Below are 25,151 nucleotides of genomic sequence, written 5' to 3' on the forward strand. Positions count from 1 at the left end.
GGATTTGATGGCGGACCTACCCGGGTCCTGCAAAGATCGGTCATGAAGGAAGGGATCCCCGTGTCGCCTGGTGAGTTGGTCCGTGCGCTGCGTCGGCGCTGGTACGTGCTGGTCGTGGCGGTGCTGCTCGCGGCCGCGGGAGGGGCGGCGGTGCTGCGGCCCGAACCGGTCTACTCCAGCTCGGCGATCGTGGTGCTCAAACCGCCGGTGACCAGCACCCAGCCGAACCAGCTCGCGAACCTCCAACCGCCGCTCGCGGCCGTCTCGTACGGGGTGGTGCAGCAGCTCGGCTCGCCCGCCGGAGCAGTCGAGCTCAAGGCCGCCGGAGTCACCGGCACCTACCGGATGACACCGCGCAACAGCGGTACCAGCGTCACCCCGCGCCACCTGATCCCCTCGCTCCAGATCCAGGTGGAGCACTCCGACCCCGCGGCGGCCGACGCCTCCGTACGGAAGATCATCGAGGCCTACACCCGACACCTGACCGAACTCCAGACGCAGCAGGGCATCCCGGCCGGGGCACGGATGAGCGTGTACCTCCTGGTGCAGCCGCACGCGGTCGCGCGGACCGGCGACCGGGTGCGCGGCCTGGCCGGAGTGGCCCTGCTGGCCGCGGTCGGCGGTGTGGCCGCGGCCCTGTGGACCGACCGGCTCCTGACACGCCGGAACCGGCGCCGGCGCGAGAGCGCCGACGCCGGTCCGCAGGACCCGCCGGGCGAACCGGTGGAGACGGGGCATCAGATCCCTCGGCGCTTCCAGGACCGCCACCACAGCCACTCGCGCCCCCGGTCGGCGACGGCCGACAGCACCAGCGGCTGGAGGTAGGGCATCATGCGCGGACCGATCCGCCGACGCCTGCGCAGCGCCCGGTACTCGGCGAGCGACGTGTAGCCGCCGGGCAGGCACTCGGCGGCGAACTCCTCGAGCTCGTCGACCGGTACCACCGCCGTGCGTCCCCGGTCGTACGCCCGGTAGGCGCGCCGCAGCGCGTACCGGGCGAGCCTGGTGCGCGCCGCCAGCGCCAGCCGGTCGGCACCGGGCAGCAGGCCGGCGCACTTGTCGAGCACCGAGTCGAAGGCGACCAGGCGCTGGCGCAGGTCGTCGAGCTGTCCACCGAAGTCCGTGGTGGACATGTTGTTGCCGTGGACCCGGTAGAAGGCCTGGTCGGCCCCCTGGACGTAGCCCACGTCGGCGTGGGCCGCGAGCCGCATCCACATCTCGATGTCACCGGCGTGCGGCAGCTCGGGATCGTAGCCGCCGACCTTGCGCTGGAGGCTGGTGCGGACGACCACCTCGGGTGAGGTGATGCATCCGGTGCCCTCCCGGAACCGCCGCTCCAGCCACCACTGCCCGGGGTAGACGACCGACCCCGTGCTGTGGGTGCGGGCCACGGGGAGCGGGCCGCCGTGCCGGAAGCGCAGCGGCCGGCCGTAGGCGAAACCGGCTTCCGGATGCGCGTCGAGCAGGGTGGCGGCGCGCACCAGGGCCCCGGGGACCAGCCGGTCGTCGGCCGAGAGCAGGGCGACGTAGTCCCCGTCGGCCCACTCCAGCAGGCCCTCGTTGTACGTGGCGATGTGCCCCCGGTTCTGCTCGTGGACCCGGACCTCGATCCGCGGGTCGGCGGCCGCCAGGGCGCGCGCGACCTCCGCCGAGTCGTCGGGGGACGCGTCGTCGATGATCAGTACCCGGACGTCGACGCCCTCCTGCTCGTCCAGGACGCTCTTGACGCAGTCGGCCAGGAAGTGGCCGTACTTGTAGCAGGGGATCACCACGCTGACCGTGCTCACTGGCCGGCCACCTCCGTGGAGCCGTCCGACTGGATGCCGTTCGGCAGGGTGGTGGTGAAGACCGGCCCGACCCAGTAGTTCACGGAGCCGAAGGTGTTCGTGGGGAACGTGGTGGTCGCGCCGTACTTGTAGAGGCCGTTGGCGCCGCCCGATCCGTCGGCCGGTGCGACCAGCGGGTAGGAGCGGTGTGCCCCGGTGAAGTAGCTCCCGTCCACCGAGTAGTTGCCGTTCGGCGCGTGGTAGGAGGCCACGTACGAGGTGCCGGCGGTGACGGGGACCGGGGTGGCGAACTTGAGCTGTTGCCAGCCGGTCAGGGTCTCGCTGCCGAAGGTTCCGGTGGCGAGCAGGGTACCGTCGGCGGCCCAGAGGCTACCGGTGTGGGTACCGGTGTTGCCGGGGCCCTTGTAGAAGGTGACACCGGTGATGAAGCCGTTCGCCGCGGACTGGAAGCGGGTGCCCAGCTCGACGGAGTTGGTGTCGTCCACCACGTTGGTGGTGCTCGGCGTGGCGGTGTTCGGCCAGAGGCCGCAGGGGCAGTTCACGGTGGGCGGGTTGGGGCTGGTGGTGAAGTTCCACGTGACCGGTGCGGTCATCGCGTTGCCCCACAGGTCGCTCGCCTGGACCGACAGGGTGTAGGTCGAGTTCAGAGCGAGTTCGCTGGAAGGCGAGAAGGTCGCGCTGTTGGCCGCGCCCATCACCTTCGTACCCGGGACGTTGGCTCCCCCGGAGTCCTTCAGGGTGAACACCAGGGTGTCGGAGTCGATGGCCGTGGAGAAGGTCGCCGTCGCCGTGGCCGTGATCTGTGTGCCGGTCGCCGCGGACTGCGGCGAGGTGGAGGTGACGGTGGGCGGTGTGGTGCTCGCGGCCGAGGTGTCCAGGACCGCGTCGACCCAGTAGTTGCTGCCGCTCGCGGCCGTGTTCGGGAAGCCGCCCGTCGCGCTGTAGCGGTAGACGCCGTTGCCGCCGTCGGTACCGCTCTTGAGCGCGGTGAGCGGGGCGAGACCCGCGGAGCCGGAGGCGAAGGTGTTGTCGAAGGAGTACCCGCCGTGCGGAGCGAAGTAGGAGGCGACGTACGTGGTGTTGGCCTTGACCGGCACCGGAGTGGCGAAGTTCAGCTGCTGCCAGCCCGAAGCCGTCTCGTTGGTGAACGTGCCCGTGGCCAGGCGCTGACCGGTGGCGCTCCACAGGCTGCCGGTGTGCGTGCCCGTGTTGGCCGGGGACTTGTAGAAGCGGACGCCCGTGATCGAACCGGCCGCCGTGGTGCGGATCTTCACACCGAGCTCCACCGAGCTGCCGTCACCCGCGTTGACGGTCCCCGGTACCGCGGCCGCGGGCCAGACGGTGCAGGGGCACTGCTGGGGGCCGACGGTCAGCGGCACCGTGGTGACGGCGCCGATGTTGACGCTGTCGTCCACCGCGCGGACCTTGATCTGCACGGGGCCGGGAGCGGTCGGCGTCCAGGTGTAGCTCCAGGTTCCGACGCCGGTGGTCGCCTTCCAGGTGGTTCCGCCGTCCGTGGAGACCTCCACGCGGGCCACCACGCCGCCACCGCTGTCGGCCGCCGTGCCGGTGACGGTCACGGGCCGCAGGGCCGGCACGGTGGCGCCGGCCGCGGGGCTCGTCACGCTGACGGCCGGCCCGGTGGCGTCGGTGGACGCGGTGGCCGGGACCAGGTTGCCCTGCAGGCTCTTGGGCTGCACCCCCATGTCCGCGAAGACGTTGACGGTGGCCTGCTGCATCCGCTTGTCCTCGGTGACCACCATGTCGTCCGGGTTGCCCGTCGGCATGTTGGTCAGGCCCCACGACCACTGCACCGTGCCCGTGCCGAAGACCAGGGCGTGCGAGGTCTGGTCGCGGAAGGCGACCAGGCTGTGCGTCGCGGTGCCGTTTCCGTAGGTGTTGCCGTAGTCCAGCCGGTACTTGCCGTCCTCGATGTCCACGGTGGTGGAGGACATCTTGATCTGCCCCGGCGGCCGCGCCGCGTCCTCGATGTCGGAGTCCCACTCGTAGCCGAGCGTTCCGGTCGGGAAGGTCGCGGTCTGCGAGGGGGTCAGGCTCGCGACGGTGGTGTTGCGCCACAGCCGCATCTTGGCGAACGCACCCGGTACGGTGATCGCGTCCGCCCGGTAGCCGTTCACCGTGAACAGCGTTCCGGTCAGCTGGTTCTGGGGCTGGTACGGACGCCCGTTGGTGGCGCTGGCCGGGTCCATGAAGGTGCCCGTCCAGGTGCCGCTCGGGTCGGGAACGCCGTTGGGCACGGGGAAGGACAGCTTGGTCTCCTTGTAGCAGACCAGTGTCCGGTTGGCGGTGTCGGCGCCGTCGATGCTCGGTGCCAGCCGGGTCTTCCAGAAGATCTCGTTGCCGGCGAAGTACGTCTGGTGCTGACCGGCACGCCGGGCGTTCAGGGCGTTGGTGAACTGCTCCTGCGTCCAGTACTCGTCGTGCCCCGAGGACATGAACACCTTGTGGTTCTGCATCAGGGAGGCGCCGCGCACCGACATGTCGATCCCGGACATGTAGCTGACGTCGTAGCCGTTGCGCTCCAGCCACGAGATCATCTGGTACTCGGAGCCGTAGATCCCGTTCTCCCCGCCGATGTCCATCGGACGGTTGTAACTCACCTCGTACGCACGCCCGTCCGGTGCGGGACCGCCGCCGTCGTAGAGGTCCTGCCCGCCGTAGTTGTTGTACGCCTGCCAGGTCTGGTCGCTCGTCTGCACCAGGATGTCGGAGTGGCTGGAGTCGTTGCGGACGACGAACGGGTACGGCATCAGGCCGTTGCCGTCCGCCTGGTCGAAGTTGGCGATGTACAGCCCGGAGACGGCGTCGGACGGCACGCTCCACGTTGCCGTCACGGGCCAGTTGCCGCAGTCGACCAGACCGGTCGACGCCTTGGTCGTGCAGGTCTTCGGATTCCCGCCCTGGGCATAGTTGGCCGGGTAGGTCTGGGCGGCCTGGGCCTGCGTCGACAGCAGCCGGGCGCCGTTGCCCCCGTAGTGGCCCAGCCGGTAGACCGAGACGCGGTAGGGGGAGGGGGACTGGACCTTGAACTGCACGGTGTCGCCGGCCTGGACGCTCATCTGGGCGCTGAAGCCCTTGATGTCGCCCCAGGCGCTGGGCGCGAACCAGTCCGACATCGGTGTGCCCGGCTTGGAGTTCTCGCAGACGACGGCGTTCGACGTCGGACCGCAGGGGTCGGCGGCACCGGCTACCGAGGCCGGCGAGAGAACCGTGGCCACCAGGGTGGCGACCACGGTGAAAAGGCCGTACCGAAACCGGAGCAGCCTTCTCCGCTTGTTCATCTGTACCTCATTTGTTTGCGTGAACCGGGAGGCGTCAGCGCAGGGCGCCGCTGAGCGCGTCCGCGACCCGCTGCTGCTGGGCGGCGGTGATCTGCGGGAAGAGGGGGAGCGAGAGCATCCGGTCCGCGGCCTCTTCGGCGTGCGGGAAGGCGCCGCGGCCCTGACCGAGGTGGGCGAAGGCCGGGGTGAGGTGGACCGGGGCCGGATAGTGCACGCCCGCTCCGATGCCCTCCGCGTTGAGCTTGCCGACGACGGCGTCACGGTCCGCTGCGGCGACCCGTACGACGTACAGGTGCCACACGTGGACGTTGCCCTCCGCCGTGACCGGCAGGGTGACCCGGCCGGCCGCCGCGAGCTCGCCGAGCAGGCCGTCGTAGCGGGCGGCCGCGGCCCGGCGGGCCGCGTTCCCCTCCGCCAGCCGGGCCAGCTTCGCCCGCAGGACCACGGCCTGCAGCCCGTCCAGCCGGCTGTTGAAACCGGCCACGTCGTGCCGGTACTTGGCGATGCCGCCGTGATTGGCCAGGGCCCGGACCAGGTCCGCGCTCTCCTCGTCGTCGGTCACCACCGCGCCCGCGTCACCGTACGCGCCCAGGTTCTTGCCCGGGTAGAAGCTGGTCGCGGCGATCCCGCCGCTGCCGGGGGAGCGGCCGTCGCGGGTCGCGCCCTGGCTCTGCGCGGCGTCCTCGACGATCCGTACGTGCGCCGGCAGCTGCGCGCTCAGCTCCGCGGTGGCGGCGCACTGCCCGTACAGGTGCACCGGGACCACCGCGCGGGTGGCCTTCCCGACCGCGTCCAGCGCGGCCCGCGGGTCCATCAGCAGCGTGTCGGGGAGGCAGTCGACCAGGACCGGCCGGGCGCCGATGCGGGCGACGGCGCCCGCGGTGGCGATGAAGGTGTTGGCCGGCAGGACCACCTCGTCGCCCACCCCGACCCCACGGGCCCGCAGCGCCAGTTCGAGGGCGTCGGTGCCGTTGGCGACGCCCACGCAGTGCCCGACCCCGGCGAAGTCGGCGTACTCGCGCTCGAACGCGCGGACCTCCTCACCGCCGATGAAGGCGGTGTTCGCGAGGACACGGTCGAATCCGGCCCGTAATTCCCCGGCGACCTCGGCGTGCGCCGCCTTCAGGTCCACGAGCGGTATCTGGTTCATGCGACTGGGCTCCCCATCCGTGTCCCCGGCCACCGGCCGGTCATCTCCCCATCGGTCCGCAGCTCGTCGAGCGCCGGGGCGTCCGCCGCGCGCAGCCGGCGGGCCGGGCTCCCGGCCCACACCTCGCCGGGCGGCACATCGGCCAGGACCGTGCTTCCCATACCGGTCAGCGACCAGGCGCCGACCGTCGTGTACTCGCGGACCAGCGAGCCCGCACCCACATAAGCCCCCCGCCCCAGCCGCACCCCGCCGCCGAGGCGCACCCCCGAGGCGAGCGTGGCGAAGTCCCCGACCGCGTCGTCGTGGGTGAGGACCACCTGCGGCATCACCGCCACGTGCGACCCCACCCGGACGGCGGCGGTCAGCACGCAGTGCGCGAGCAGCACCGAGCCCGCGCCGAGCATCGAGGACCCCGACACCACCGCCGTCGGGTGGACCACGGTCGCGTAGCGGTTCACGGGCAGCCCCAGGCGCCGCACCACGCGGGCGCGTACGGCGTAGTCGCGCGGGCTGCCCACGCAGACCACCACCCGGGCGGCCCGCAGCTCGTGCACCCGTTCGCTGCCGCCCAGCACCGGCACCCCGTCCACGTCCCGGCCCTCCAGGGCCGGGTCGTCGTCGAGGTGTCCGATGAGTCGCCACCGCGGCGGGAGGCCCCGTGCCACGTCGGCGGCGGCCACGTCCCGGACCGCCTGGGCGGTCTCCCGGGCGAACCCGCCCGCACCGACGATCAGCAGGTCCTCGGTGCCCCGTGGCCCGTTCATGCGCCGGCCTGTTCCCGCAGCACCGTCACCACCCGGTCCTGCTGGTCGTCCGTCATCGTGTGGAACAGCGGCAGGATCAGCGAATCGCGGCTGATCCGCTCGGTGACCGGCAGCGGCGACGCGCCGTGGCCGGCGTACGCCGGCTCCAGGTGTGAGGCCATGATCCCGCGCCGGGCCGAGATCCCCGCCTCGGAGAGCACCGCGAGCAGCTCGTCCCGGCCGATCGGGAAGTCCTCGGCCAGCAGCACCCAGTACGACTGGAAGTTGCCCTGGCCGTGATCGGGGTCGCGGACCGGGGTGAGCCCCGGCACGCCGCGCAGCAGCTGCGCGTACCGGGCGGCGAGCCGCCGGCGCCGGGCCACGATCTCGTCCAGTCTGCCGAGCTGCACCAGGCCGACCGCGGCCTGGATGTCGGTCATCCGGTAGTTGTAGCCGACCTCCAGATAGCTCTCGACGATCGGCTTGCTGCTCGCGTGGCGCTGCGCGGCGGACACGTTCATCCCGTGCTCGCGCAGCCGCCGCAGCCGCTCGGCCCACTGCGCGTCGTCCGTGGTCAGCATGCCGCCCTCGCCGGTGGTGATCACCTTGCGGGGATGGAAGGACCAGGCGGCGAGCAGGGCGCCGTGACCGACGGACTTGCCGCCGACCGTCGCGCCGATGCCGCAGGCGGCGTCCTCCACCAGGGCGACGTCCCAGTCGGCGCACGCCGCGCGCAGCGCGTGCACGTCCGCGGGCACCCCGCCCTGGTGGACGGCGAGCACCGCTTTCGTACGGGGCGTGCGGACCGCGTCCACGGTGGCCGGGGTGAGGTTGCCGGTGGCCTCCTCGACGTCCGCGAACACCGGTTGCGCGCCCACGTAGCGGACCGCGTTGGCCGTGGCGATGAAGGACAGGGAGGGGACGATCACCTCGTCGCCCGGGCCCAGGTCCAGCGCGATGAGGGCCAGGTGCAGGGCGGTGGTGCACGAACTCACCGCGATGGCGTGCTCGGCGCCCACGCGCTCCGCGAAGGCACGCTCGAACGCGGCGACCCGCGGGCCCTGCGCCACCCAGCCGGAGAGCACCGCGTCGGCGGCGGCCTTCGCCTCCTCCTCGCCCAGCCACGGCACCATGACCGGGACGCGGGCGGGCGGTACGGGATCCTGCGCGCTCATCGGCCGGCCTCTGCGGCCGCGGTGTCCGCTGCTGCCGCCGCCGATGCCGCCGCGGCGTCGGCGGCGCGCTCGGTCCGCCACCAGTCCACCAGGTCCCGCAGCCCGCTGCGCAGGTCGATCCCGGCGGTGAAGCCGAGTCGCTCCGCGGCCTGCGCGGTGTCCGCGAGCCGGCGGGTCACGCCGTTCACGGCGCGGGCCGGACCGTGCTCCGGCACCAGGCCGTCCGCGCCCATCGCCTCCAGCAGGCCGTTCGCCAGCTCCAGCAGGCTGGTCTCGGTCCCGCTCGCGATGTTGAACACCTCGTCGGTCAGGTCCGATTCGGCGGCCAGCAGGTTGGCGCGCGCGATGTCCCGCACGTCGACGAAGTCCATGGTCTGGAGGCCGTCTCCGAGGATCAGCGGCGGCTCGCCCGAGGCGATCCGCTCCATCCAGCGGATCAGCACCTCGGTGTAGAGCCCGTGGATGTCCATCCGCGGCCCGTACACGTTGAAGTAGCGCAGGGCGACGTAGTCCAGCCCGTACATGGAGTGGAAGCTGCGCAGCATCCCCTCGTTGAAGGCCTTCGCGGCGCCGTAGAAGGTGTCGTTGTTGTACGGGTGGTGGCGCTCGGTCGTCGGGAAGGCCTCGGCCAGTCCGTAGACCGAGGCCGAGGACGAGGCGATCACCTTGCCCACGCCGGCGGCGGCCGCCGCCTCCAGCACGTTGAACGTGCCGTCCACCATCACCTCGTTCGCCAGCCGCGGCTCCTCCGCGCACTGGGTGATCCGGATGGCCGCCAGGTGGAACACCAGCTCGGCGCCCTCCGTCACCTTGCGCACCGCGGCCAGGTCGCGGATGTCCCCCTCGACGACCTCCACCACACCGCTCGGCAGGGCGCGGGCCAGGTTGGCGGTCCGTCCCCGCACGAAGTTGTCGAGCACCACGACCTCGCGTGCCCCGTTGTCCACCAGCAGGTCCACCAGGTGCGAGCCGATGGTGCCCGCTCCGCCGGTGACCAGAATCCTCTTGCCTCGTACGCTGCTCAACGCCCTGCCCCCACTGAGTCGTTCATAGTCATTCGTGTCACGGATCCGCGAACGGTCAGCGCCCGGTGCGCAGTCCGACGACCGCGCCCTTGAACTCCAGGCTCCGGGAGGCCGCTTCCAGGATGTCCAGCACCTTCAGGCCCGCCCGGCCGTCGGTCAGGGCCGGCCGCCCCGAGCCGATCGCCGCGGCGAACTCCTCGACCATGCTGCGCAGCGCCTCCTTCTCCCCGATCGCGGGCGCCACCATGTCGCCGGTCCGGTAGGAGACGAGCATGTCGCGGCGCTCGTCCGCACCGATCTCCTGCGGGGTGCTCAGCTCCACGCCGCGGTCGAACACGGCCACGCGCTGGGAGGGGTTGAGGTCGTCCCACACCAGGGTGCGCTTGGACCCGCCGACCATGGTGGTGCGCACCTTCGTCGGGGACAGCCAGTTGACGTGCACGTGGGCGATGGCACCGGTGCTCAGCTGGAGCGTCAGATAGGCCACGCAGGACTGCCCGGCCCCGATCGGATCGGCTCCGTGCGCGGCGACGGCGACGGGCCGGACGTGGTCCGGGAGGATGAAGTCGAGGACCGACAGATCGTGGGGGGCCAGGTCCCACAGGACGTCGACGTCCTTCTGGACGAGCCCCAGGTTGATCCGTACTGAGTCGACGAAGTGGATCTCGCCGAGTTCGCCGGAGCGGACCATCTCCCGGATGCGGCCCACCGCCGGGGTGTAGCAGTACGTGTGGTCGCACATCAGCGTGAGACCGCGTTCCTCGGCCTCGTTGACCAGTCGGAGCCCGTCCTCGTACGTGGCGGCGAGGGGCTTCTCCACCAGGACGTGCTTGCCGGCGCGCAGGGCGGCCAGCGCGACGTCCAGGTGGGTTCCGGCCGGGGTGGCCACGGCGACCGCGTCGACGTCCGGATCGGCGAGGACCGCCGCGTAGTCCGAGGTCGCCTGGACGGTGGAGTACCCGCCGAGCACCTGCCGGGCCCGGTCGACGTTCAGATCACAGAGCCAGCGCAGCCGGAACTGCGGACTGGACTGGAAGTTGCGGACGAGATTGGGGCCCCAGTAGCCCGCACCGACCACGGCGACGCCTAACGGCTCCGCTCGCCCGGCGGCCTTCGAGCCGCCGTCCTTCACAGTGTTGGGCTTCACAGCGTTCCCCTTCCTTCCGCGCACGCCGACCGGCGTGCCGACACCTCATGGCCGGGGCGCGTGGGATGGAGGGGTAGGCCGTCGAGGGCAGGCCGGACGCCTGCGCGACCCGTGCATGACCAGCTCAACGGTGATGGCCCCCCACAACCGATGCTTTGCGTGATTCCGCGTACTACCCCCCGGCCGGCTGCATGTTCCCCCAAGCAGCCGAACCCGTACCTCCTGCCGAAACCGCTCGGCGCCGCTCAATCTAGTCCACCGGGCGTACCCCCGGGCAGAGTTGACGGAATCGCCCGGCGCGGGTGGTCGACCGTGCATACTGCCCGGGTGACCAGCATCGTGATACCGGCCCACAACGAGGGCAGGGTCATCGGCCGGCTCCTCGACGCGCTCCTGGCCGACGCCGACAACAACACCGGCACACCGGCGGACGGGCCCGACATCGTCGTCGTGTGCAACGGCTGTACGGACGACACCGCCCGGGTGGCGGGCGCGCGCGGCTCCCGCGTACGGGTGGTGGAGATCCCGACTCCCTCCAAACACACGGCACTCCGGGTCGGGGACGAGCACGCGCGGGGCTTCCCCCGTCTCTACGTGGACGCCGACGTCGTCGTCGGGGCCGCCGACGTACGGGCCCTGACGGGCGCGCTCGCCGCAAGTCCGGCCCTGCTCGCCGCCGCCCCCGGCCGTGACATCCCGCTGGCCGGCTGCGCCTGGCCGGTCCGGGCGTACTACCGGGTGTGGCAGCGGCTGCCGGCCGTCCGCGAGGGCCTGTTCGGCCGGGGGGTCATCGCGGTGACCGAGCCGGGGCACGCGCGGATCGCCGCACTGCCCCCGCTGATGGCCGACGACCTGGCCGCGTCCCTGGCCTTCGGGCCGGGGGAGCGGCGCGTGGTCGAGGCGGCCCGGGTCGTCGTGCACCCGCCGCGCACCTGGTCCGACCTCGTCCGCCGGCGGATCCGCGCGGCGACCTCCTCCGCCGAGTTCGAGCGCTACCAGGCCTCGCAACGGGCCGGTGCGGCCGCGCCGTCCGCCCGTACGGGCTCGTCCGACCTGCGCGCCCTCCTGCGGGCCCAGCCGAGGCTGCTCCCCGGGGTGGTGGTCTTCGTCCTGGCCGCGCTCGCCGCCCGCAGGGGGTCCCGCAAGGCCATCCGGAACCAGGACTTCTCCACGTGGCTGCGGGACGAGAGCAGCCGGCAGGGGTGAGCGCGGCGACCGGCGGCGTGCGGCCGAATCGGGCCGTGCGCCCCACCGTTGGCCCGTACAACCACTAGGGTTTCACTCGCACGTTCGAGTGACTCAGACCGTCGGCACCGGGAGCTCCAGCGCATGTACCTCGCGGACCGCTCCGCGCCCTCGCCCGCGGACACGGGGGCCCCGCCGGACCGGGGATCCTTACGGACCCCCGCCGTCACCTCGGCCGTCCTGGCCCTGGGCACGGTCAGCCTGATCACCGACGTCTCCTCCGAGATGGTCACCGCCGTCCTGCCCCTGTACCTGATCGCCGGGCTGGGCCTGAGCCCGCTCGGTTTCGGCGCGCTCGACGGCCTCTACAACGGAGTCAGCGCCCTGGTGCAGCTGACCGGCGGCCACCTCGCCGACCGGGTCCGCAACCACAAGCTGATCGCCGGCATCGGCTACGGACTGTCCGCCCTGTGCAAGCCGCTGCTGCTGTTCGCCCACAGCCTCGGCCCGATCAGCGTGATCCTCGCGCTGGAACGCACCGGCAAGGGCCTGCGCACCGCCCCGCGCGACGCCATGATCTCCCTCTCCACACCGGCCGAGTCACAAGGCCGCGCCTTCGGCGTGCACCGGGCCATGGACACCACCGGGGCGCTGCTCGGCCCGCTCGCCGCGTTCCTCGTCCTGAGCGTGGCGGTCGACGGGTACGACGCCGTCTTCGGCGTCAGCGCGTGCGTCGCGGTGCTCGGCGTCGTGGTGCTCGTGCTGTTCGTCCCGTCCGGCGGCGGCGAGGCGGTCCCGGCCCGGCCGGCCGACGGCTGCGGCGCGGCCCGCCCGGACCCCGTACGGCTGCGCGACGCGACGGCCCTGCTGCGGCTGCCCCGGCTGCGCGCCCTGACGCTCTGCGCCGTCCTGCTGGGGCTCACGACGGTCAGCGACGCCTTCGTCTACCTGCTGCTGCAGCGCCGCACCGGCATCGGCGAGCAGTGGTTCCCGCTCCTGCCGCTGGGCACCGCCGCCGTGTTCCTGCTGCTGGCCGTCCCCGCCGGGGCCCTCGCCGACCGGATCGGCCGGCGCACCGTGTTCCTCACCGGGCACGCCCTCCTGCTGGCCGGTTACGGGCTGCTCCTGTGGGCCCCCGACTGGCCGCCGCTGCCCTACCTCGTCCTCGCGCTGCACGGCATGTTCTACGCCGCCACCGACGGCGTGCTGCCCGCCGCCGTGGCGGCCACCGTCCCCGGTCGGCTGCGCGCCACCGGCCTGGCCCTGGTCGGCACCGGCCAGGCGCTGGCCCGCTTCGGCTGCTCGCTGGCCTTCGGCGCGGCGTGGAGCCTGTGGGGCACCGGCCCGGCTCTCGCCGCCGCAGCGGCCGGACTGCTGTGCTGCGCGGCCGTCGCCGGCGTCGTCCTGCGTCCGGCGGCCCCCGCCGACAGCCCCGCTCTCCCCGACCCCGACCCCGACCCGAAGCCCGTGAGGCCCCCCGTATGACGCTGACGTTGTCACGCCGCCTGCTCGTCCTCGCGGCGGCGGTGCTGCTGCTCGGAGGCCTCGCCGCCGCGCTGGTGGTACGCGCCGCCGACCGCGCCGACCGGCCGCGTACGGGCGGCCCGGAGATCACCGCGGGCGGTGTCAACCTCACCCGGCAGGGAGAACTGGCCTTCCTCAACAGCGGACGGGGCCCCCACCGCGGAGCCCTCGCGTCGGTCCCGGCCGGTGCGCCCCGGTCCGCGCGCACCGCCTCCGACCTCGGCTGCCAGCGCTTCTACGCGGCCGCGGGCACCGGCGTGTGCCTGCGCTCCTCGCCGGGCGCGCTCGCCCAGGACAACCAGGCCCTGATCGTCGACGCCGACCTGCGCACGGTGCGCAGCCTCCCCCTGGCGGGCACCCCCAGCCGTGCCCGCGTCTCGCCCAGTGGCCGGTTCGTCGCCTGGACCGTCTTCGTCTCCGGCGAGTCCTACGGCTCCGCGTTCTTCTCCACGCGCACCGCGATCCTGGACACCCGCACCGGCAAGCTCGAATCCAGTCTGGAGGAGTTCGCCGTCTTCATGGACGGCCGGGACTACCGCGCGCAGGACGTGAACTTCTGGGGCGTCACCTTCTCCAAGGACGACGACACCTTCTACGCCACGCTCGCCACCGCCGGCCAGACCCATCTGGTCAGGGGTTCGATCTCCCGGCGCAGCGTCACCACCCTCGCGCAGAACGTCGAATGCCCCTCCCTGTCGCCGGACGAGACCCGCATCGCGTACAAGAAGCGGGTGCGGGCCGGAGCCTCGCTGTGGCGCGAGCACGTCATGGACCTGGGCACGCTCCGCGAGCACGCGCTCGCCGAGAAACACAGCGTGGACGACCAGGCCGCCTGGCTCGACGACCGGACCCTCGCCTACGCCCTGCCCACCGACGGCGCCGCCGACAGCACGGACCTGTGGACCGTGCCCGCCGACGGCACCGGCGCCCCCCGGCTGCTGACACCCGGCGCCTCCTCCCCGTCCCGCCTGGGCTGACGGCCCCCGGCACGGGCCCGTCGCCTCAAGCCGGTCGGGCCTGGTCCACGAAGGTCCTCACCCGGTCGACGAGCGAGGCGTGGTCCCGGATCCACCCGTAGTGCCGGCTGCCCCGCACCCCGTCGCCGAGGACCAGCTCCCAGTGCGTCACCCGCGCGCTCGTGAGCTTGTCGCTGAGCCCCCGCACCCCTCCGGGCGGGGCCATGCCGTCGCCCTTGACGGTCACCGCGAGCACCGGCAGGTCCAGCTCGGCCAGCCGGGGCTCGAAGTCCACGGGGGAGGACGGCACGTGGTAGCGGCCCGTCCGGACCTGGGCGGCCATGGCCCGCAGGATCTGCGCGGAGTCGTTCCCCAGCACGCCGAAGCGCCGGCCGGGGAAGTACCCGTACACGGACGAGAACGCGGCCGCGAGCTGGAACCCCGCGAGCATCCCGAGGCTCTGCGGGAACGGCCAGCCGCGGTAGTGGCAGGAGGGGGCGCCCACCAGGACCGCACCCGCGGCCATGTGCGGCTCCTGGCTGAGGTAGAGCGTGCCGAGCTGCCCGCCGAGGCTGTGCCCCAGGAGGTGGCGCGGCGCCTCGGGGAAGGCGGCGGCGACCGCCCGGAACAGCGCGGGGCAGTCGTACGTCACCATCTCGTGGTAGCCGTAGCGCACTCCGCGCCGCACCCGTACGGAGCTCGTCCCCTGCCCCCGCAGCTCACCGAGGACCACCTGGAACCCGGCCCGGGCGAGGGCCTCCGCCAGGGGGGTGTAGGCGGCGGCCCTGGTGCCCATGGCGGGCATGCACACCAGCACGGGGGCCGAGGGATCGTCGGGCCTTCGGTGGAACCGGATTCGGGCCGTGGCGCCGTCCTCGGCGCGCACGGTCCGCGTGGTCACTTCGGTGGACGGAATCACAGGCCTCCCTCGCTCGTGGGCCATCCTGCGCGTTGCGCGGAGCACGTTCAACAGCCGGATCCCGCCCGGCCGTCCGGCTGCGCCTCCCGGGCCAGCACTCCGGCCCCGGGACGGCCCGGTACCTCAGCAGCGAGAATCGCTTCGCGGACATGCAAGCCCCGATCGACACATGGGAGAACCGGCCGTGACCGGCATCGAATTCCTCGCCTCGTTCCTCAGGACCGGACGCCTGCACGGGATCGGCATCGGCTCCACCCTCGGCGAGGTCGACCGGGCCTTCCGCCACCGCTTCGTCGACGTCATAGGCGAGGGCGGCGAGTCACTGCGCCGCGACTACGGATTCGTCGAGTTCTGCTTCAACCCCGGTGACGCGTGGGTGATGTCCGGTGGCTCCATCGAGCTGCACCGGCTCGCGTCCGGCCAGGACATGGCGACGGAGTGGGCCCGGGCCACGGGGGTCGAGTTCCCCCGCCACGTCGCCTGGGAGGACGTGCGGGAGGAACTCGCACGCGTCCCCGGAGCCCCGGAACTCACGGTCACCGACCAGGGCGGCTTCCTCGAATACCGGGCGGCGGCGTCCAACGTCTCCGTGATCGTCGTGGACGACGAGGAGGAGCAGCGGGGCTGCCACGCGGGGCACGGGGACGTGTGGAGCGTCAGCCTGTGGGCGCCCGTCCGGGCGAGGTGAGCGTCCGGAGCCGGTAGCGGCCCCGGACCACGCCGGCATGGGCCGGCCGGGTGCTTGACCGGGCCGATGGGATTGGGCGCGGCGTGAGCGGGCACCGTGGCGACCATGGCCCTCGAACATCCCGCGGAAAAGGGCGACCAAGGGCGGCTCGGCCGCTTCGAGAAGCTGGCGGAGCTGGCTTCGAACTTCACCAGCTCCCCTGCCTTCTCCCTGTTCTGCGTCCTGCTGGTCGCCGGCTTCGTCGCGGTCCACCTGGCTCACCTGGACGTGAGCTGGCAGCACCTGCTCGGCGACGCGATGGGCGCGGTCGCCCTGCTGCTCCTCGCCCTGCTGAAGAATTCCGAGCGCAGGGCCGAGCACGCGATCCAGGTCAAGCTCGACGCCATCGCCGCCGCCCTCCTGGAGCAGCATCAGGGCGAGCGGGGCCCCGCGCACCGGGACCTGGCCAAGGCCATCGGGATCGAGGACGGCGCGTAGCGGACCCTCCCTTGGGCCGAGCGGACCCCGCGACGGGCGCTTTCGAGTGACGACCCGCGCGGCCTCTGCCGCGGGCGCCCCGGCGTCCTCGACCATCTCAGGCGGCCGGTCATGTTCCGGACGCGCACGGCCGGTCGGGCCGGGCACCGCCGTACCGCGGCTCCGGGCCGCCGCTGGGAGATCACGTGTACGTCCTGCTCGTCGCGAGCGCGTTCAACAGCCTCACGCAGCGAGTCCACGCCGAGCTGCGCGACCACGGCCACCACGTCGCGGTCGAACTCGCCCTGCCCGACACCTCCCTGGCCGATGCCGTACGCGGGCACCGGCCCGACCTCGTGCTCGCGCCGATGCTGCGCACGGCCGTCCCCGAGGAGGTGTGGTCCGCCCACACCTGCCTGATCGTCCACCCGGGACCGGTCGGCGACCGCGGCCCCTCCTCCCTCGACCGCGCGATCCAGGACCGGGAGACCCGGTGGGGGGTCACGGTCCTGCAGGCCAACGCGGAGATGGACGCCGGCGACGTCTGGGCGAGCGTCGAGTGCCCGGTGCCGCCGGTCGGCAAGAGCGACCTCTACCGCGGCGAGATCGCCGACGCGGCCCTGGAGGCCGTCCTCCTCGCGGTGGAACGCTTCGCCTCCGGCACCTACGTCCCGCGACCGCAGACCGGCGGCCGGGCCCGGCCGCTCCTGCGCCAGGAGGAGCGCCGGATCGACTGGGAGGCGGACGGCACCGAGCAGGTCCTGCGCGTGCTGCGCGCCGCCGACTCGCAGCCCGGCGTACGGGACGACCTGCTCGGCGGCGAGTGGTTCCTGCACGGAGGGCACCGCGAGGAACAGCTGCGCGGCCGCCCCGGCGAGCTGCTGGCCACCCGGGCCGGCGCGGTCTGCCGGGCCACCGCCGACGGCGCCGTCTGGATCCCGGAACTGCGCGCCCGGCGCCTGCCGGGCCGGCCGGCCGAACCCAAGCTGCCCGCGACGGCGGCCCTGGCGGACCGGCTGCCCCCGCTGCCCGAGGTGCCCGCGCCCCCGGACGCCGGCCCGCACCGCCCCACCTGGTCCGACATCGGCTACCACGAGGAGGGGCAGGCCGGCTTCCTGAGCTTCTCCTTCCCCGGCGGCGCGATGAGCACCGCGCACTGCCGACGCCTGCTGGACGCGTACCGGACCGCCTGCACCCGCCCCACCTCCGTGCTGGTCCTGGGCGGCGGCCGCGACTTCTTCTCCAACGGCATCCACCTGGGCGTCATCGAGGCCGCCGCCGACCCGGCCGAGGAGTCCTGGGCCAACATCAACGCCATGGACGACCTCGTCGAGGCGGTGCTGACCACCACCGACCGCCTCGTGGTCAGCGCACTGGGCGGCAACGCCGCCGCCGGCGGGGCCGTGCTCGCCCTCGCGGCCGACGAGGTCTGGTGCCGCTCGGGCGTCGTCCTGAACCCGCACTACCGCCTGATGGGGCTGTACGGCTCCGAGTACTGGACGTACACCCTGCCGCGCCGCGTCGGCCCCGGCCTCGCGGAGCGCCTCACCGCCGAGGCCCTGCCGCTGAGCGCCGCCGCGGCGGGGCGGCTGGGCCTGGTCGACCGTACGGTGCCCTGCGCGCCCCAGGAGTTCACCGCGGAGACGGAACGGCTCGCGGCCCGCCTCGCCGCCCTGCCCGCCACCGCGGCCCGGATCGCCGCCAAGAAGGCGGCCCGCGAGCGCGACGAGGCGGTCCGGCCGCTGGCCGCCTACCGCGAGGCCGAGCTGGCCCGGATGCGGCGGACCTTCTTCGACCCGGACGCCCCCTACCACGCCCTGCGCCGCGCCTTCGTGCGCAAGGAGCGCGCGGTCGCCACCCCGCCCCACCTCACCCGCGCCACGACGGACCGGGCTCCCGCCGCCGCACGCGCGCCGCAGGCCGCCCGGCAGGCCGCCGACCCGCCCGCCGCCGCCCCGCCCGCCGCCGTGTCCCGCTCGGCCATCCGGCAGCGCGATGTCACTGGACTGGCCGCACCTGACGCGGCGCCCGGACCGGCCTGCTGTTAGCAAGAAGGGTGAGGACGAGACAGGCCGCCTCTCCGCACCCCCTTCCCGACCCCCTCCCCGAGGAGGCATCCCATGGCCGCAGTGACGAAGGACCCGGTCGAAGACCCGCCGATCCACATCCTCTGGATCAACGCGGGCCTGAGCTGCGACGGCGACTCCGTGTCCTTGACGGCCGCGATGCAGCCGAGCATCGAGGAGATCGTGACCGGCGTGCTGCCCGGTCTGCCCAAGATCGCCGTGCACTGGCCGCTGATCGACTTCGAATGCGGACCGGTCGGCGGCGCCGACACGTTCATCGAGTGGTTCTTCAAGGGCGAGCGGGGCGAGATCGATCCGTTCGTCCTGGTCGTCGAGGGGTCGATCCCCAACGAGAAGATCAAGCCCGAGGGCTACTGGTGCGGCTTCGGCGACGATCCGGAGACCGGACAGCCCATCACCACCAGCGAGTGGATCGACCGGCTGGCCCCCAAGGCCCTCGCGGTCGTCGCCATCGGCACCTGTGCCACGTACGGCGGCATCCACGCCATGGAGGGCAATCCGACGGGCGCCATGGGCGTGCCCGACTACCTGGGCTGGGACTGGACCTCGAAGGCCGGCATCCCGATCGTGTGCGTGCCGGGCTGCCCGATCCAGCCGGACAACTTCTCGGAGACTCTGACCTACCTGCTCTACCAGGCGGCCGGCTCCGCCCCGATGATCCCCCTCGACGACAAGCTGCGCCCCACCTGGCTGTTCGGCGCCACCGTCCACGAGGGCTGCGACCGCGCCGGCTACTACGAGCAGGGCCAGTTCGCCCAGACCTACGACTCGCCCGAGTGCCTCGTCAAGCTCGGCTGCTGGGGCCCCGTCGTCAAGTGCAACGTCCCCAAGCGCGGCTGGATGAACGGCATCGGCGGCTGCCCCAACGTCGGCGGCATCTGCATCGCCTGCACGATGCCCGGCTTCCCCGACAAGTTCATGCCGTTCATGGACGAGCCCCCCGGCGCCAAGGTCTCCACGAAGGCCAGCGGCGCGTACGGCGCCCTGGTCCGCAAGCTCCGTGCGGTCACCGCCCACACCGTCGACGAGGAACCGAAGTGGAGGCACGGCGGCCGCAGCCTGACCACGGGCTACCGCCCGCCCTGGTGACGGCCCGCTCCACCCTCTCCCCGTAGCGCAAGCGCACCCGCAGCAACTCCGCTCCCCGCACCGAAGAAGGGTCACGGCAGACACGATGGCACCGAACACGAAGGCGGCCGGCGACGGCAGCGGCCTGGTGGAGATGGCCTGGGATCCGATCACCCGGATCGTGGGCAGTCTCGGCATTCACACGAAGATCGACTTCAAGCAGAAGCGGGTGGCGGAGTGCTACAGCACCTCGTCGGTCTTCCGCGGCTACAGCGTCTTCATGCGCGGCAAGGACCCCCGCGACGCGCACTTCATCACCAGCCGCATCTGCGGGATCTGCGGTGACAACCACGCCACCTGTTCCGTGTACGCGCAGAACATGGCCTACGGGGTGAAGCCGCCCCACCTCGCCGAGTGGATCATCAACCTCGGCGAGTCGGCGGAGTACATGTTCGACCACAACATCTTCCAGGAGAACCTGGTCGGGGTCGACTACTGCGAGAAGATGGTCCGCGAGACCAACCCCGGTGTCCTGGAGCTCGCCGAGCGCACGCCGTCCCCGCACGCCGGGGAGCACGGCTACAAGACCATCGCCGACATCATGCGCTCCCTCAACCCCATCGAGGGCGAGTTCTACCGCGAGGCCCTCCAGGTCAGCCGCTACACGCGCGAGATGTTCTGCCTGATGGAGGGGCGCCACGTGCACCCCTCCACGCTCTACCCGGGCGGCGTCGGCACCATCGCCTCCGTCCAGCTCTTCACGGACTACATGAGCCGCCTCATGCGGTACTGCGAGTTCATGAAGAAGGTCGTCCCCCTCCACGACGACCTCTTCGACTTCTTCTACGAGGCCCTGCCCGGGTACGAGGAGGTCGGCCGCCGGCGCGTCCTGCTCGGCTGCTGGGGCGCCCTCAACGACCCCGAGTACTGCGACTTCACGTACGCCAACATGACCGACTGGGGACGGAAGATGTTCGTCACCCCGGGCGTGGTCGTCGACGGCAAACTGGTCACCAACGACCTCACCGAGATCAACCTCGGCATCCGCATCCTGCTCGGCAGCTCGTACTACGACGACTGGCAGGGCCAGGAGCAGTTCGTCACCCACGACCCGCTCGGCAACCCGGTCGACCCCCGCCACCCGTGGAACCAGCACACCATCCCCGCCCCGCAGAAGCGGAACTTCGACGACAAGTACAGCTGGGTGATGTCGCCCCGCTGGTTCGACGGCAAGGACCACCTCGCGCTCGACACCGGCGGCGGCCCCATCGCCCGCCTGTGGTCCACCGCCCTGTCCGGGCTGGTCCACACCGACTACGTCCAGGCCACCGGGAACAGCGTCGTCATCACCCTGCCGCGCACGATGACCAAGCCCGAGACCCGCTTCGAGTGGAAGATCCCGAAGTGGAGCAACGCGCTGGAGCGCAACCGCGCCCGCACCTACTTCCAGGCGTACGCTGCCGCCATCGCCCTGCACTGCGCCGAGAAGGGCCTCGCCGAGGTGCGTGCGGGACGCACGCAGACCTGGGAGAAGTTCGAGGTGCCGGACGAGTCCATCGGAGTGGGCTTCACCGAGGCCGTACGGGGCGTCCTGTCGCACCACATGGTGATCCGCGACGGGAAGATCGCCAACTACCACCCGTACCCGCCGACGCCCTGGAACGCCAGCGTCCGTGACAGCTACGGCACGCCGGGACCGTACGAGGACGCCGTGCAGAACACCCCGATTTTCGAGGAGAACAGCCCGGAGAACTTCAAGGGCATCGACATCATGCGCGCGGTGCGCAGCTTCGACCCCTGCCTGCCCTGCGGCGTCCACATGTACGTCGGCGGCGGCAAGACGGTGAAGACCATGCACGTGCCCACCGGCCTGAGCGGACTGGGCGGATGAGCGCGGTGCTCGACGCCGCCCAGGCGGGGCGCAGGGTCGAGGAGGTGCTCGACCGGATCGCCGCCACGGGCGACCGGGCGGCGTGCGCGGCCGCCGAGGAACTGGTGCGCGTCCTCATGGACTTCTACGGCGCCGGGCTCGCCCGGATCGTCGAGGGGCTGGGGCACGGCCCGCTCGACGCGGTGCTCGACGACGAACTCGTGGCGAGCCTGCTCTCCCTGCACGGCCTGCACCCCGAGGACGCGCGCACCCGGATCGCGCGCGCCCTGGACTCGGTGGACGAGCCGGTGGAGCTGGTCGGCTTCGACGAGAGCACCGGCGTCCTGCGGCTGCGCCCCGGGGCCGCGACCGGCGGCTGCGGCTGCGGCAGCGGCGGTCAGGACGACGCCCGGCGGACCCTGGAGGACACCCTCGCCTGCTTCGCGCCCGAGGTGACGAGCGTGGAGGTGGAACCCGCCGCGGCCCCGCCGCCCGCCCTCCTCCAGATCGGCACCCGGCCCCCCAGCCCGGCGCGGGTGTCGTGACCGGCGCCGGAATCCGTACGGACGGCCCGCGCGCGCCGCGCGGGCTGCGCAGGTTCGCGGGCCCGCGCCCGCCCCGGCCCGAGACCTGCGAACTGTGCGGGGTGATCGTGCCCGGGGAGTCCCACCGCCACCTGGTGGAGACCGAGAAGCGGACGCTGGTCTGCGCCTGCACCGCCTGCGCCCTGCTGTTCGACCGGCCGGGCGCGGCCACCGGACGCCTGCGGGCCGTCCCCGACCGCTACCTCACCGACCCGGGCCACCGGCTCGACGAGGGCGCGTGGGAACTCCTCCAGATCCCGGTCGGGGTCGCGTTCTTCTTCCGCAACGCCGCCCTCGACCGGCTCGTCGCCCTCTACCCCAGCCCGGCCGGAGCCACCGAGAGCGAACTCGCCCCGGAGACCTGGCAGACCGTGCTGGGCACGGGCCGGCTCGCCGCGCTGCTCGAACCGGACGTGGAGGCGCTGCTGCTGCGCCGCTCGGAGGGCCGCACCGAGTGCTACCTGGTGCCCATCGACATCTGCTACGAGCTGGTGGGGCGCATGCGGCTGCTGTGGCAGGGCTTCGACGGCGGGGCGGAGGCCCGGGCCGCACTGCGCGAGTTCTTCGCGCAGGTGGAGCGGCGGGCCAGGGTCCTGGCGGAGGAAGGCCGATGACGGAGTTCTCCTTCACCTGCACCGGGGTGCGCGCCGACCCCTACGCCGCCGGCCCCACCCTCGTCTTCCGGCTGCGCATCACCGCCGCCGGGGGAGCCCGGGTGCACGCCCTCGCCCTGCGCTGCCAGATCCGCATCGAACCGGCCCGGCGCGGCTACGGTCCCGCCGAGGCCGAAGGACTGGCCGACCTGTTCGGGGAACGTGCCCGCTGGGGCACCACGCTCAAGCCCGTGCAGTTCGCCCAGGTCCAGGCCATGGTCCCGAGCTTCACCGGGGAGACCGAGACGGACCTGGTCGTGCCGTGCACCTACGACATGGACATCGCCGCGACCCGCTACTTCGAAGCCCTGGAGAACGGGGAGGTACCGCTGCTGATGCTGTTCTCCGGCACCGCCTTCACCGGTGACGGCGGCTTCCGGGTCGAGCCGGTGCCCTGGGACCGCGAAGCCGCGTACCGGATGCCCGTGGCCGTGTGGCGCGAGATGGTCGAGCAGCACTTCCCCGGCTGCGGCTGGCTCCGGCTGCCCCGCGACACCATGGACGAGCTGCTCGCCTTCCGCTCCCGCCACGCGCTCGCCTCGTGGGAGGCGACCGTACGGGCCCTGCTGGACGCGGCCGCCCCGCCACCGCAGCCGCCACCGCCGGGGGCGGTCCGGCTGGGCGCGGTCCTGCCCCGCCGCACCGAGAGGACGGCCCCGTGACCGGCTCCCCGACCACGACGACCGCCGCCGCGGAGTCCCGCTTCGCCGTCGCCCGGCAGGTGGCCGACGCCGTCCTCCTCGAGGGGTACGTGCTCTACCCGTACCGGGCCTCGGCGGCCAAGAACCGGCTGCGCTGGCAATTCGGCGTGCTCGTCCCCCCGGCGTGGGGCCGCGCGCACGACGAGCACGCCTTCCAGCAGACCGAGATCCTGATGGAGCCGCGCGGCGGGGCGACGCTCACCCTGGAGCTGAGGTTCCTGCGGGCGCAGCGGCGAACCGTCCAACAGGCCCTGGAAGACGGCCGCTTCGCGGAAGTGGCCGAGCTGCACCTGGCCGACCGCGTCCTGGTCCCCTGGGACGAGGGCGTGGAGGAGCGGGTCGAGCTGTCCGTCCCCGTCGCCGAGCTGGCGGCCGGCGAAGTGACCGTCCCCTTCCGCCGCCCCGCCCGCGACGACACCGAGACCGTCCTCGACGCCGACGGGCGGACGGTCGGCCGCATGGTGCGGCGTACCGAGGAGGTCGAAGGCCGCCTCAGACTCCTGGCCACCGAACTCGACGGCGCCTACCGCGTGTTCAGGCTCCGCGCGGTGGTGGAGAACACCAGCCCGTGGGCCCCGGCGGCCGGCTCAGGGAACCAGTCCGGGAACGGGTCCGCCGACCGTGAGGCCGCCCTGCCGCACGCGCTGGTCGCCGCCCACCTCCTGCTGGGCCTCGACTCGGGCTCCTTCCTCTCCATGACCGACCCGCCCGAATGGGCCCGGGAGGCGGTGGCGGCGTGCGTCAACCGCCACACCTGGCCGGTGCTCGCGGGCGAACCCGGCCGCGCCGACGTGGTCCTGTCCTCCCCGATCATCCTGGAGGACCACCCGGCCATCGCCCCCGAGAGCGCGGGCGCGATGTACGACTCCACCGAGATCGATGAGATCCTCGCCCTGCGCACGGCGGCCCTGACCGACCGGGAGAAGCGCGAGGCGCGCGGTACGGACGCCCGGGCGGCCGCCGTGATCGACCTCGCCGACTCCATGCCCCCCGAGGTGCTGGAACGCCTGCACGGCGCGGTGCGCGGCCTGCGGGAGATCACCGGCCCGGACCAGCCGCCCCTGCTGACGGAACTCCCCGACGTGGACGCGGTGTTCACACCGGACACCCCCTGGTGGGACCCGGCCCGGGCGCAGACCGCGGACCCGGCCCGCGACCGGATCGCGATCGGGGGCGCCTCGGTGGGACCGGGCAGCCGCGTCCTGCTGCGCCCCGGACTGCGCCGCACCGACGCCCAGGACCTGTTCCTCCAGGGCCGTGCCGCGCTGGTCGAGGCGGTCCTGCACGACGTCGACGGCGGGGTCCACCTCGCCGTCACCGTCGAGGAGGACCCGGGCGCGGACATCCGCCGGGAGCAGGGCAGGTTCCTGTACTTCCAGCCCGACGAGGTCACCCCCCTGGAGGACGCGTGAGCGGCAGGGTCCTGATCGCGGGCATCGGCAACGTCTTCCTCGGCGACGACGGCTTCGGCGTCGAGACCGTGCGGGCGCTGTCCTCGCACCCGCTGCCCGACGGGGTCGAGGTGGTGGACTTCGGCGTACGCGGGGTCCACCTCGCCTACCAGATCCTCGACGGCTACGACACGCTCCTGCTGATCGACGCCACCGCACGGGGCGGCGAGCCGGGCACGCTCTACCTCATCGAGGCCGACGGGAGCGCGGATCCGGGCGCCGCGGGCCCCGCGCCCGGCGGCCCCGTCCTCGACGGCCACCACATGTCACCCGACACCGTCCTCGCGCTGCTCGGCACCCTGTGCGCCGGCACCGGCACCACCCCTCCGCGGCGCACGCTGGTCCTCGGCTGCGAACCCGCCTGCGTCGAAGAGGGCATCGGGCTCAGCGCACCCGTGACCGCCGCCGTCCCCGAAGCCGTACGCATGGCCCTGGACCTGATCCGCGGTCCGGCCCCCGACGAAACCGGCGGCCTCCGCCGCGAACTGAGGAGAACCCCATGAAGAACGCCGTCATCGGCGGGGCCGCGGCCGCCGCCCTCGCCGCGGTCCTGGCCGTGCTCCTGCCCGACCTCAGGCGCTACCTGCGCATCCGCAGGATGTGACGACGCTGCCCCTGCCGCGCCCGAATGGCGTACGGGGCGCGCCGCGCACCGGCGTGCCCGACCGCGACGACCCCGT

General features: G+C 72.9%; 23 protein-coding genes. 15 read left to right on the plus strand and 8 right to left on the minus strand.

Annotated features, from left to right (window positions below):
* Positions 1 to 42: 42 nt before the first annotated feature.
* Positions 43 to 825, plus strand: a complete 783-nt coding sequence (locus tag OG332_RS35305; RefSeq protein ID WP_327417263.1) for a hypothetical protein — start codon at positions 43 to 45, stop codon at positions 823 to 825.
* Here OG332_RS35305 and OG332_RS35310 read toward each other — a convergent pair.
* Genes OG332_RS35310 through OG332_RS35340 form a run of 7 tightly spaced genes read right to left on the minus strand, consistent with a single transcriptional unit; the run spans position 738 to position 10,329 of the window.
* The gene (locus OG332_RS35310; RefSeq protein ID WP_327417264.1) at positions 738 to 1,787 is read right to left on the minus strand and encodes a glycosyltransferase; all 1,050 of its coding nucleotides are present in this window, start codon (positions 1,785 to 1,787) and stop codon (positions 738 to 740) included. The genes OG332_RS35305 and OG332_RS35310 overlap by 88 nt on opposite strands.
* Positions 1,784 to 5,089: a DUF4082 domain-containing protein gene (locus tag OG332_RS35315; protein ID WP_327417265.1), complete on the minus strand. Its 3,306-nt coding sequence runs from the start codon at positions 5,087 to 5,089 to the stop codon at positions 1,784 to 1,786. The genes OG332_RS35310 and OG332_RS35315 overlap by 4 nt, the downstream gene beginning before the upstream one ends.
* A gap of 34 nt (positions 5,090 to 5,123) precedes the next feature.
* Complete coding sequence (locus OG332_RS35320; protein WP_327417266.1) at positions 5,124 to 6,239, minus strand: DegT/DnrJ/EryC1/StrS family aminotransferase; 1,116 nt, start codon at positions 6,237 to 6,239, stop codon at positions 5,124 to 5,126.
* Positions 6,236 to 7,003 (minus strand): NeuD/PglB/VioB family sugar acetyltransferase, encoded by a 768-nt coding sequence (locus tag OG332_RS35325; protein ID WP_327417267.1) that lies wholly within the window; start codon positions 7,001 to 7,003, stop codon positions 6,236 to 6,238. Before OG332_RS35325 ends, OG332_RS35320 begins: the two co-directional genes overlap by 4 nt.
* Entirely contained in the window at positions 7,000 to 8,157 is a 1,158-nt protein-coding gene (locus OG332_RS35330; protein ID WP_327417268.1) for a DegT/DnrJ/EryC1/StrS family aminotransferase, read from the minus strand. Before OG332_RS35330 ends, OG332_RS35325 begins: the two co-directional genes overlap by 4 nt.
* Positions 8,154 to 9,182 (minus strand): NAD-dependent epimerase/dehydratase family protein, encoded by a 1,029-nt coding sequence (locus OG332_RS35335; RefSeq protein WP_327417269.1) that lies wholly within the window; start codon positions 9,180 to 9,182, stop codon positions 8,154 to 8,156. Before OG332_RS35335 ends, OG332_RS35330 begins: the two co-directional genes overlap by 4 nt.
* Before the next feature lie 55 nt (positions 9,183 to 9,237).
* Positions 9,238 to 10,329 (minus strand): Gfo/Idh/MocA family protein, encoded by a 1,092-nt coding sequence (locus OG332_RS35340; protein ID WP_327417270.1) that lies wholly within the window; start codon positions 10,327 to 10,329, stop codon positions 9,238 to 9,240.
* Between the two features lie 327 nt (positions 10,330 to 10,656).
* Here OG332_RS35340 and OG332_RS35345 point away from each other — a divergent pair, with 327 nt between their 5' ends.
* The 3 genes from OG332_RS35345 (at position 10,657) to OG332_RS35355 (ending at position 14,015) form a co-directional block, all read left to right on the plus strand.
* Positions 10,657 to 11,535: a glycosyltransferase gene (locus OG332_RS35345; RefSeq protein WP_327417271.1), complete on the plus strand. Its 879-nt coding sequence runs from the start codon at positions 10,657 to 10,659 to the stop codon at positions 11,533 to 11,535.
* Between the two features lie 123 nt (positions 11,536 to 11,658).
* The gene (locus OG332_RS35350; RefSeq protein WP_327417272.1) at positions 11,659 to 12,999 is read left to right on the plus strand and encodes an MFS transporter; all 1,341 of its coding nucleotides are present in this window, start codon (positions 11,659 to 11,661) and stop codon (positions 12,997 to 12,999) included.
* A 2-nt stretch (positions 13,000 to 13,001) separates the two neighbouring features.
* Positions 13,002 to 14,015 carry a TolB family protein gene (locus tag OG332_RS35355; RefSeq protein WP_442816394.1) on the plus strand — a complete coding sequence of 338 codons (1,014 nt, stop codon included), beginning with the start codon at positions 13,002 to 13,004 and terminating at the stop codon, positions 14,013 to 14,015.
* Positions 14,016 to 14,040: 25 nt separating this feature from the next.
* Here OG332_RS35355 and OG332_RS35360 read toward each other — a convergent pair whose 3' ends face one another.
* Positions 14,041 to 14,895 (minus strand): alpha/beta hydrolase family protein, encoded by an 855-nt coding sequence (locus OG332_RS35360; protein WP_327417274.1) that lies wholly within the window; start codon positions 14,893 to 14,895, stop codon positions 14,041 to 14,043.
* 202 nt (positions 14,896 to 15,097) lie between these two features.
* Here OG332_RS35360 and OG332_RS35365 point away from each other — a divergent pair, with 202 nt between their 5' ends.
* The 11 genes from OG332_RS35365 (at position 15,098) to OG332_RS47930 (ending at position 25,075) form a co-directional block, all read left to right on the plus strand.
* Positions 15,098 to 15,601 carry a hypothetical protein gene (locus OG332_RS35365; protein ID WP_327417275.1) on the plus strand — a complete coding sequence of 168 codons (504 nt, stop codon included), beginning with the start codon at positions 15,098 to 15,100 and terminating at the stop codon, positions 15,599 to 15,601.
* A gap of 105 nt (positions 15,602 to 15,706) precedes the next feature.
* Positions 15,707 to 16,078, plus strand: a complete 372-nt coding sequence (locus OG332_RS35370; protein ID WP_327417276.1) for a hypothetical protein — start codon at positions 15,707 to 15,709, stop codon at positions 16,076 to 16,078.
* 185 nt (positions 16,079 to 16,263) lie between these two features.
* Entirely contained in the window at positions 16,264 to 18,105 is a 1,842-nt protein-coding gene (locus OG332_RS35375) for a hydrogenase maturation protein (protein ID WP_327417277.1), read from the plus strand.
* Between the two features lie 72 nt (positions 18,106 to 18,177).
* Entirely contained in the window at positions 18,178 to 19,233 is a 1,056-nt protein-coding gene (locus OG332_RS35380) for a hydrogenase expression protein HypE (protein ID WP_327417278.1), read from the plus strand.
* 85 nt (positions 19,234 to 19,318) lie between these two features.
* A complete protein-coding gene (locus OG332_RS35385) occupies positions 19,319 to 21,103 on the plus strand; it encodes a nickel-dependent hydrogenase large subunit (RefSeq protein WP_327417279.1) in 1,785 nt (594 codons plus the stop codon).
* On the plus strand, positions 21,100 to 21,627 hold the full coding sequence (locus OG332_RS35390; protein WP_327417280.1) for a hypothetical protein: 528 nt from the start codon (positions 21,100 to 21,102) through the stop codon (positions 21,625 to 21,627). The genes OG332_RS35385 and OG332_RS35390 overlap by 4 nt, the downstream gene beginning before the upstream one ends.
* Complete coding sequence (locus tag OG332_RS35395) at positions 21,624 to 22,280, plus strand: DUF5947 family protein (protein ID WP_327417281.1); 657 nt, start codon at positions 21,624 to 21,626, stop codon at positions 22,278 to 22,280. The genes OG332_RS35390 and OG332_RS35395 overlap by 4 nt, the downstream gene beginning before the upstream one ends.
* Complete coding sequence (locus OG332_RS35400; protein WP_327417282.1) at positions 22,277 to 22,981, plus strand: DUF6084 family protein; 705 nt, start codon at positions 22,277 to 22,279, stop codon at positions 22,979 to 22,981. Before OG332_RS35395 ends, OG332_RS35400 begins: the two co-directional genes overlap by 4 nt.
* Positions 22,978 to 24,432 carry a hypothetical protein gene (locus OG332_RS35405; RefSeq protein WP_327417283.1) on the plus strand — a complete coding sequence of 485 codons (1,455 nt, stop codon included), beginning with the start codon at positions 22,978 to 22,980 and terminating at the stop codon, positions 24,430 to 24,432. Before OG332_RS35400 ends, OG332_RS35405 begins: the two co-directional genes overlap by 4 nt.
* Entirely contained in the window at positions 24,429 to 24,974 is a 546-nt protein-coding gene (locus OG332_RS35410; RefSeq protein ID WP_327417284.1) for a hydrogenase maturation protease, read from the plus strand. The genes OG332_RS35405 and OG332_RS35410 overlap by 4 nt, the downstream gene beginning before the upstream one ends.
* On the plus strand, positions 24,971 to 25,075 hold the full coding sequence (locus tag OG332_RS47930) for a DUF6893 family small protein (protein WP_442816256.1): 105 nt from the start codon (positions 24,971 to 24,973) through the stop codon (positions 25,073 to 25,075). The genes OG332_RS35410 and OG332_RS47930 overlap by 4 nt, the downstream gene beginning before the upstream one ends.
* The last annotated feature ends 76 nt before the right edge of the window (positions 25,076 to 25,151 follow it).

Source organism: Streptomyces sp. NBC_01233 (assembly GCF_035989305.1).
Lineage (GTDB): Bacteria > Actinomycetota > Actinomycetes > Streptomycetales > Streptomycetaceae > Streptomyces.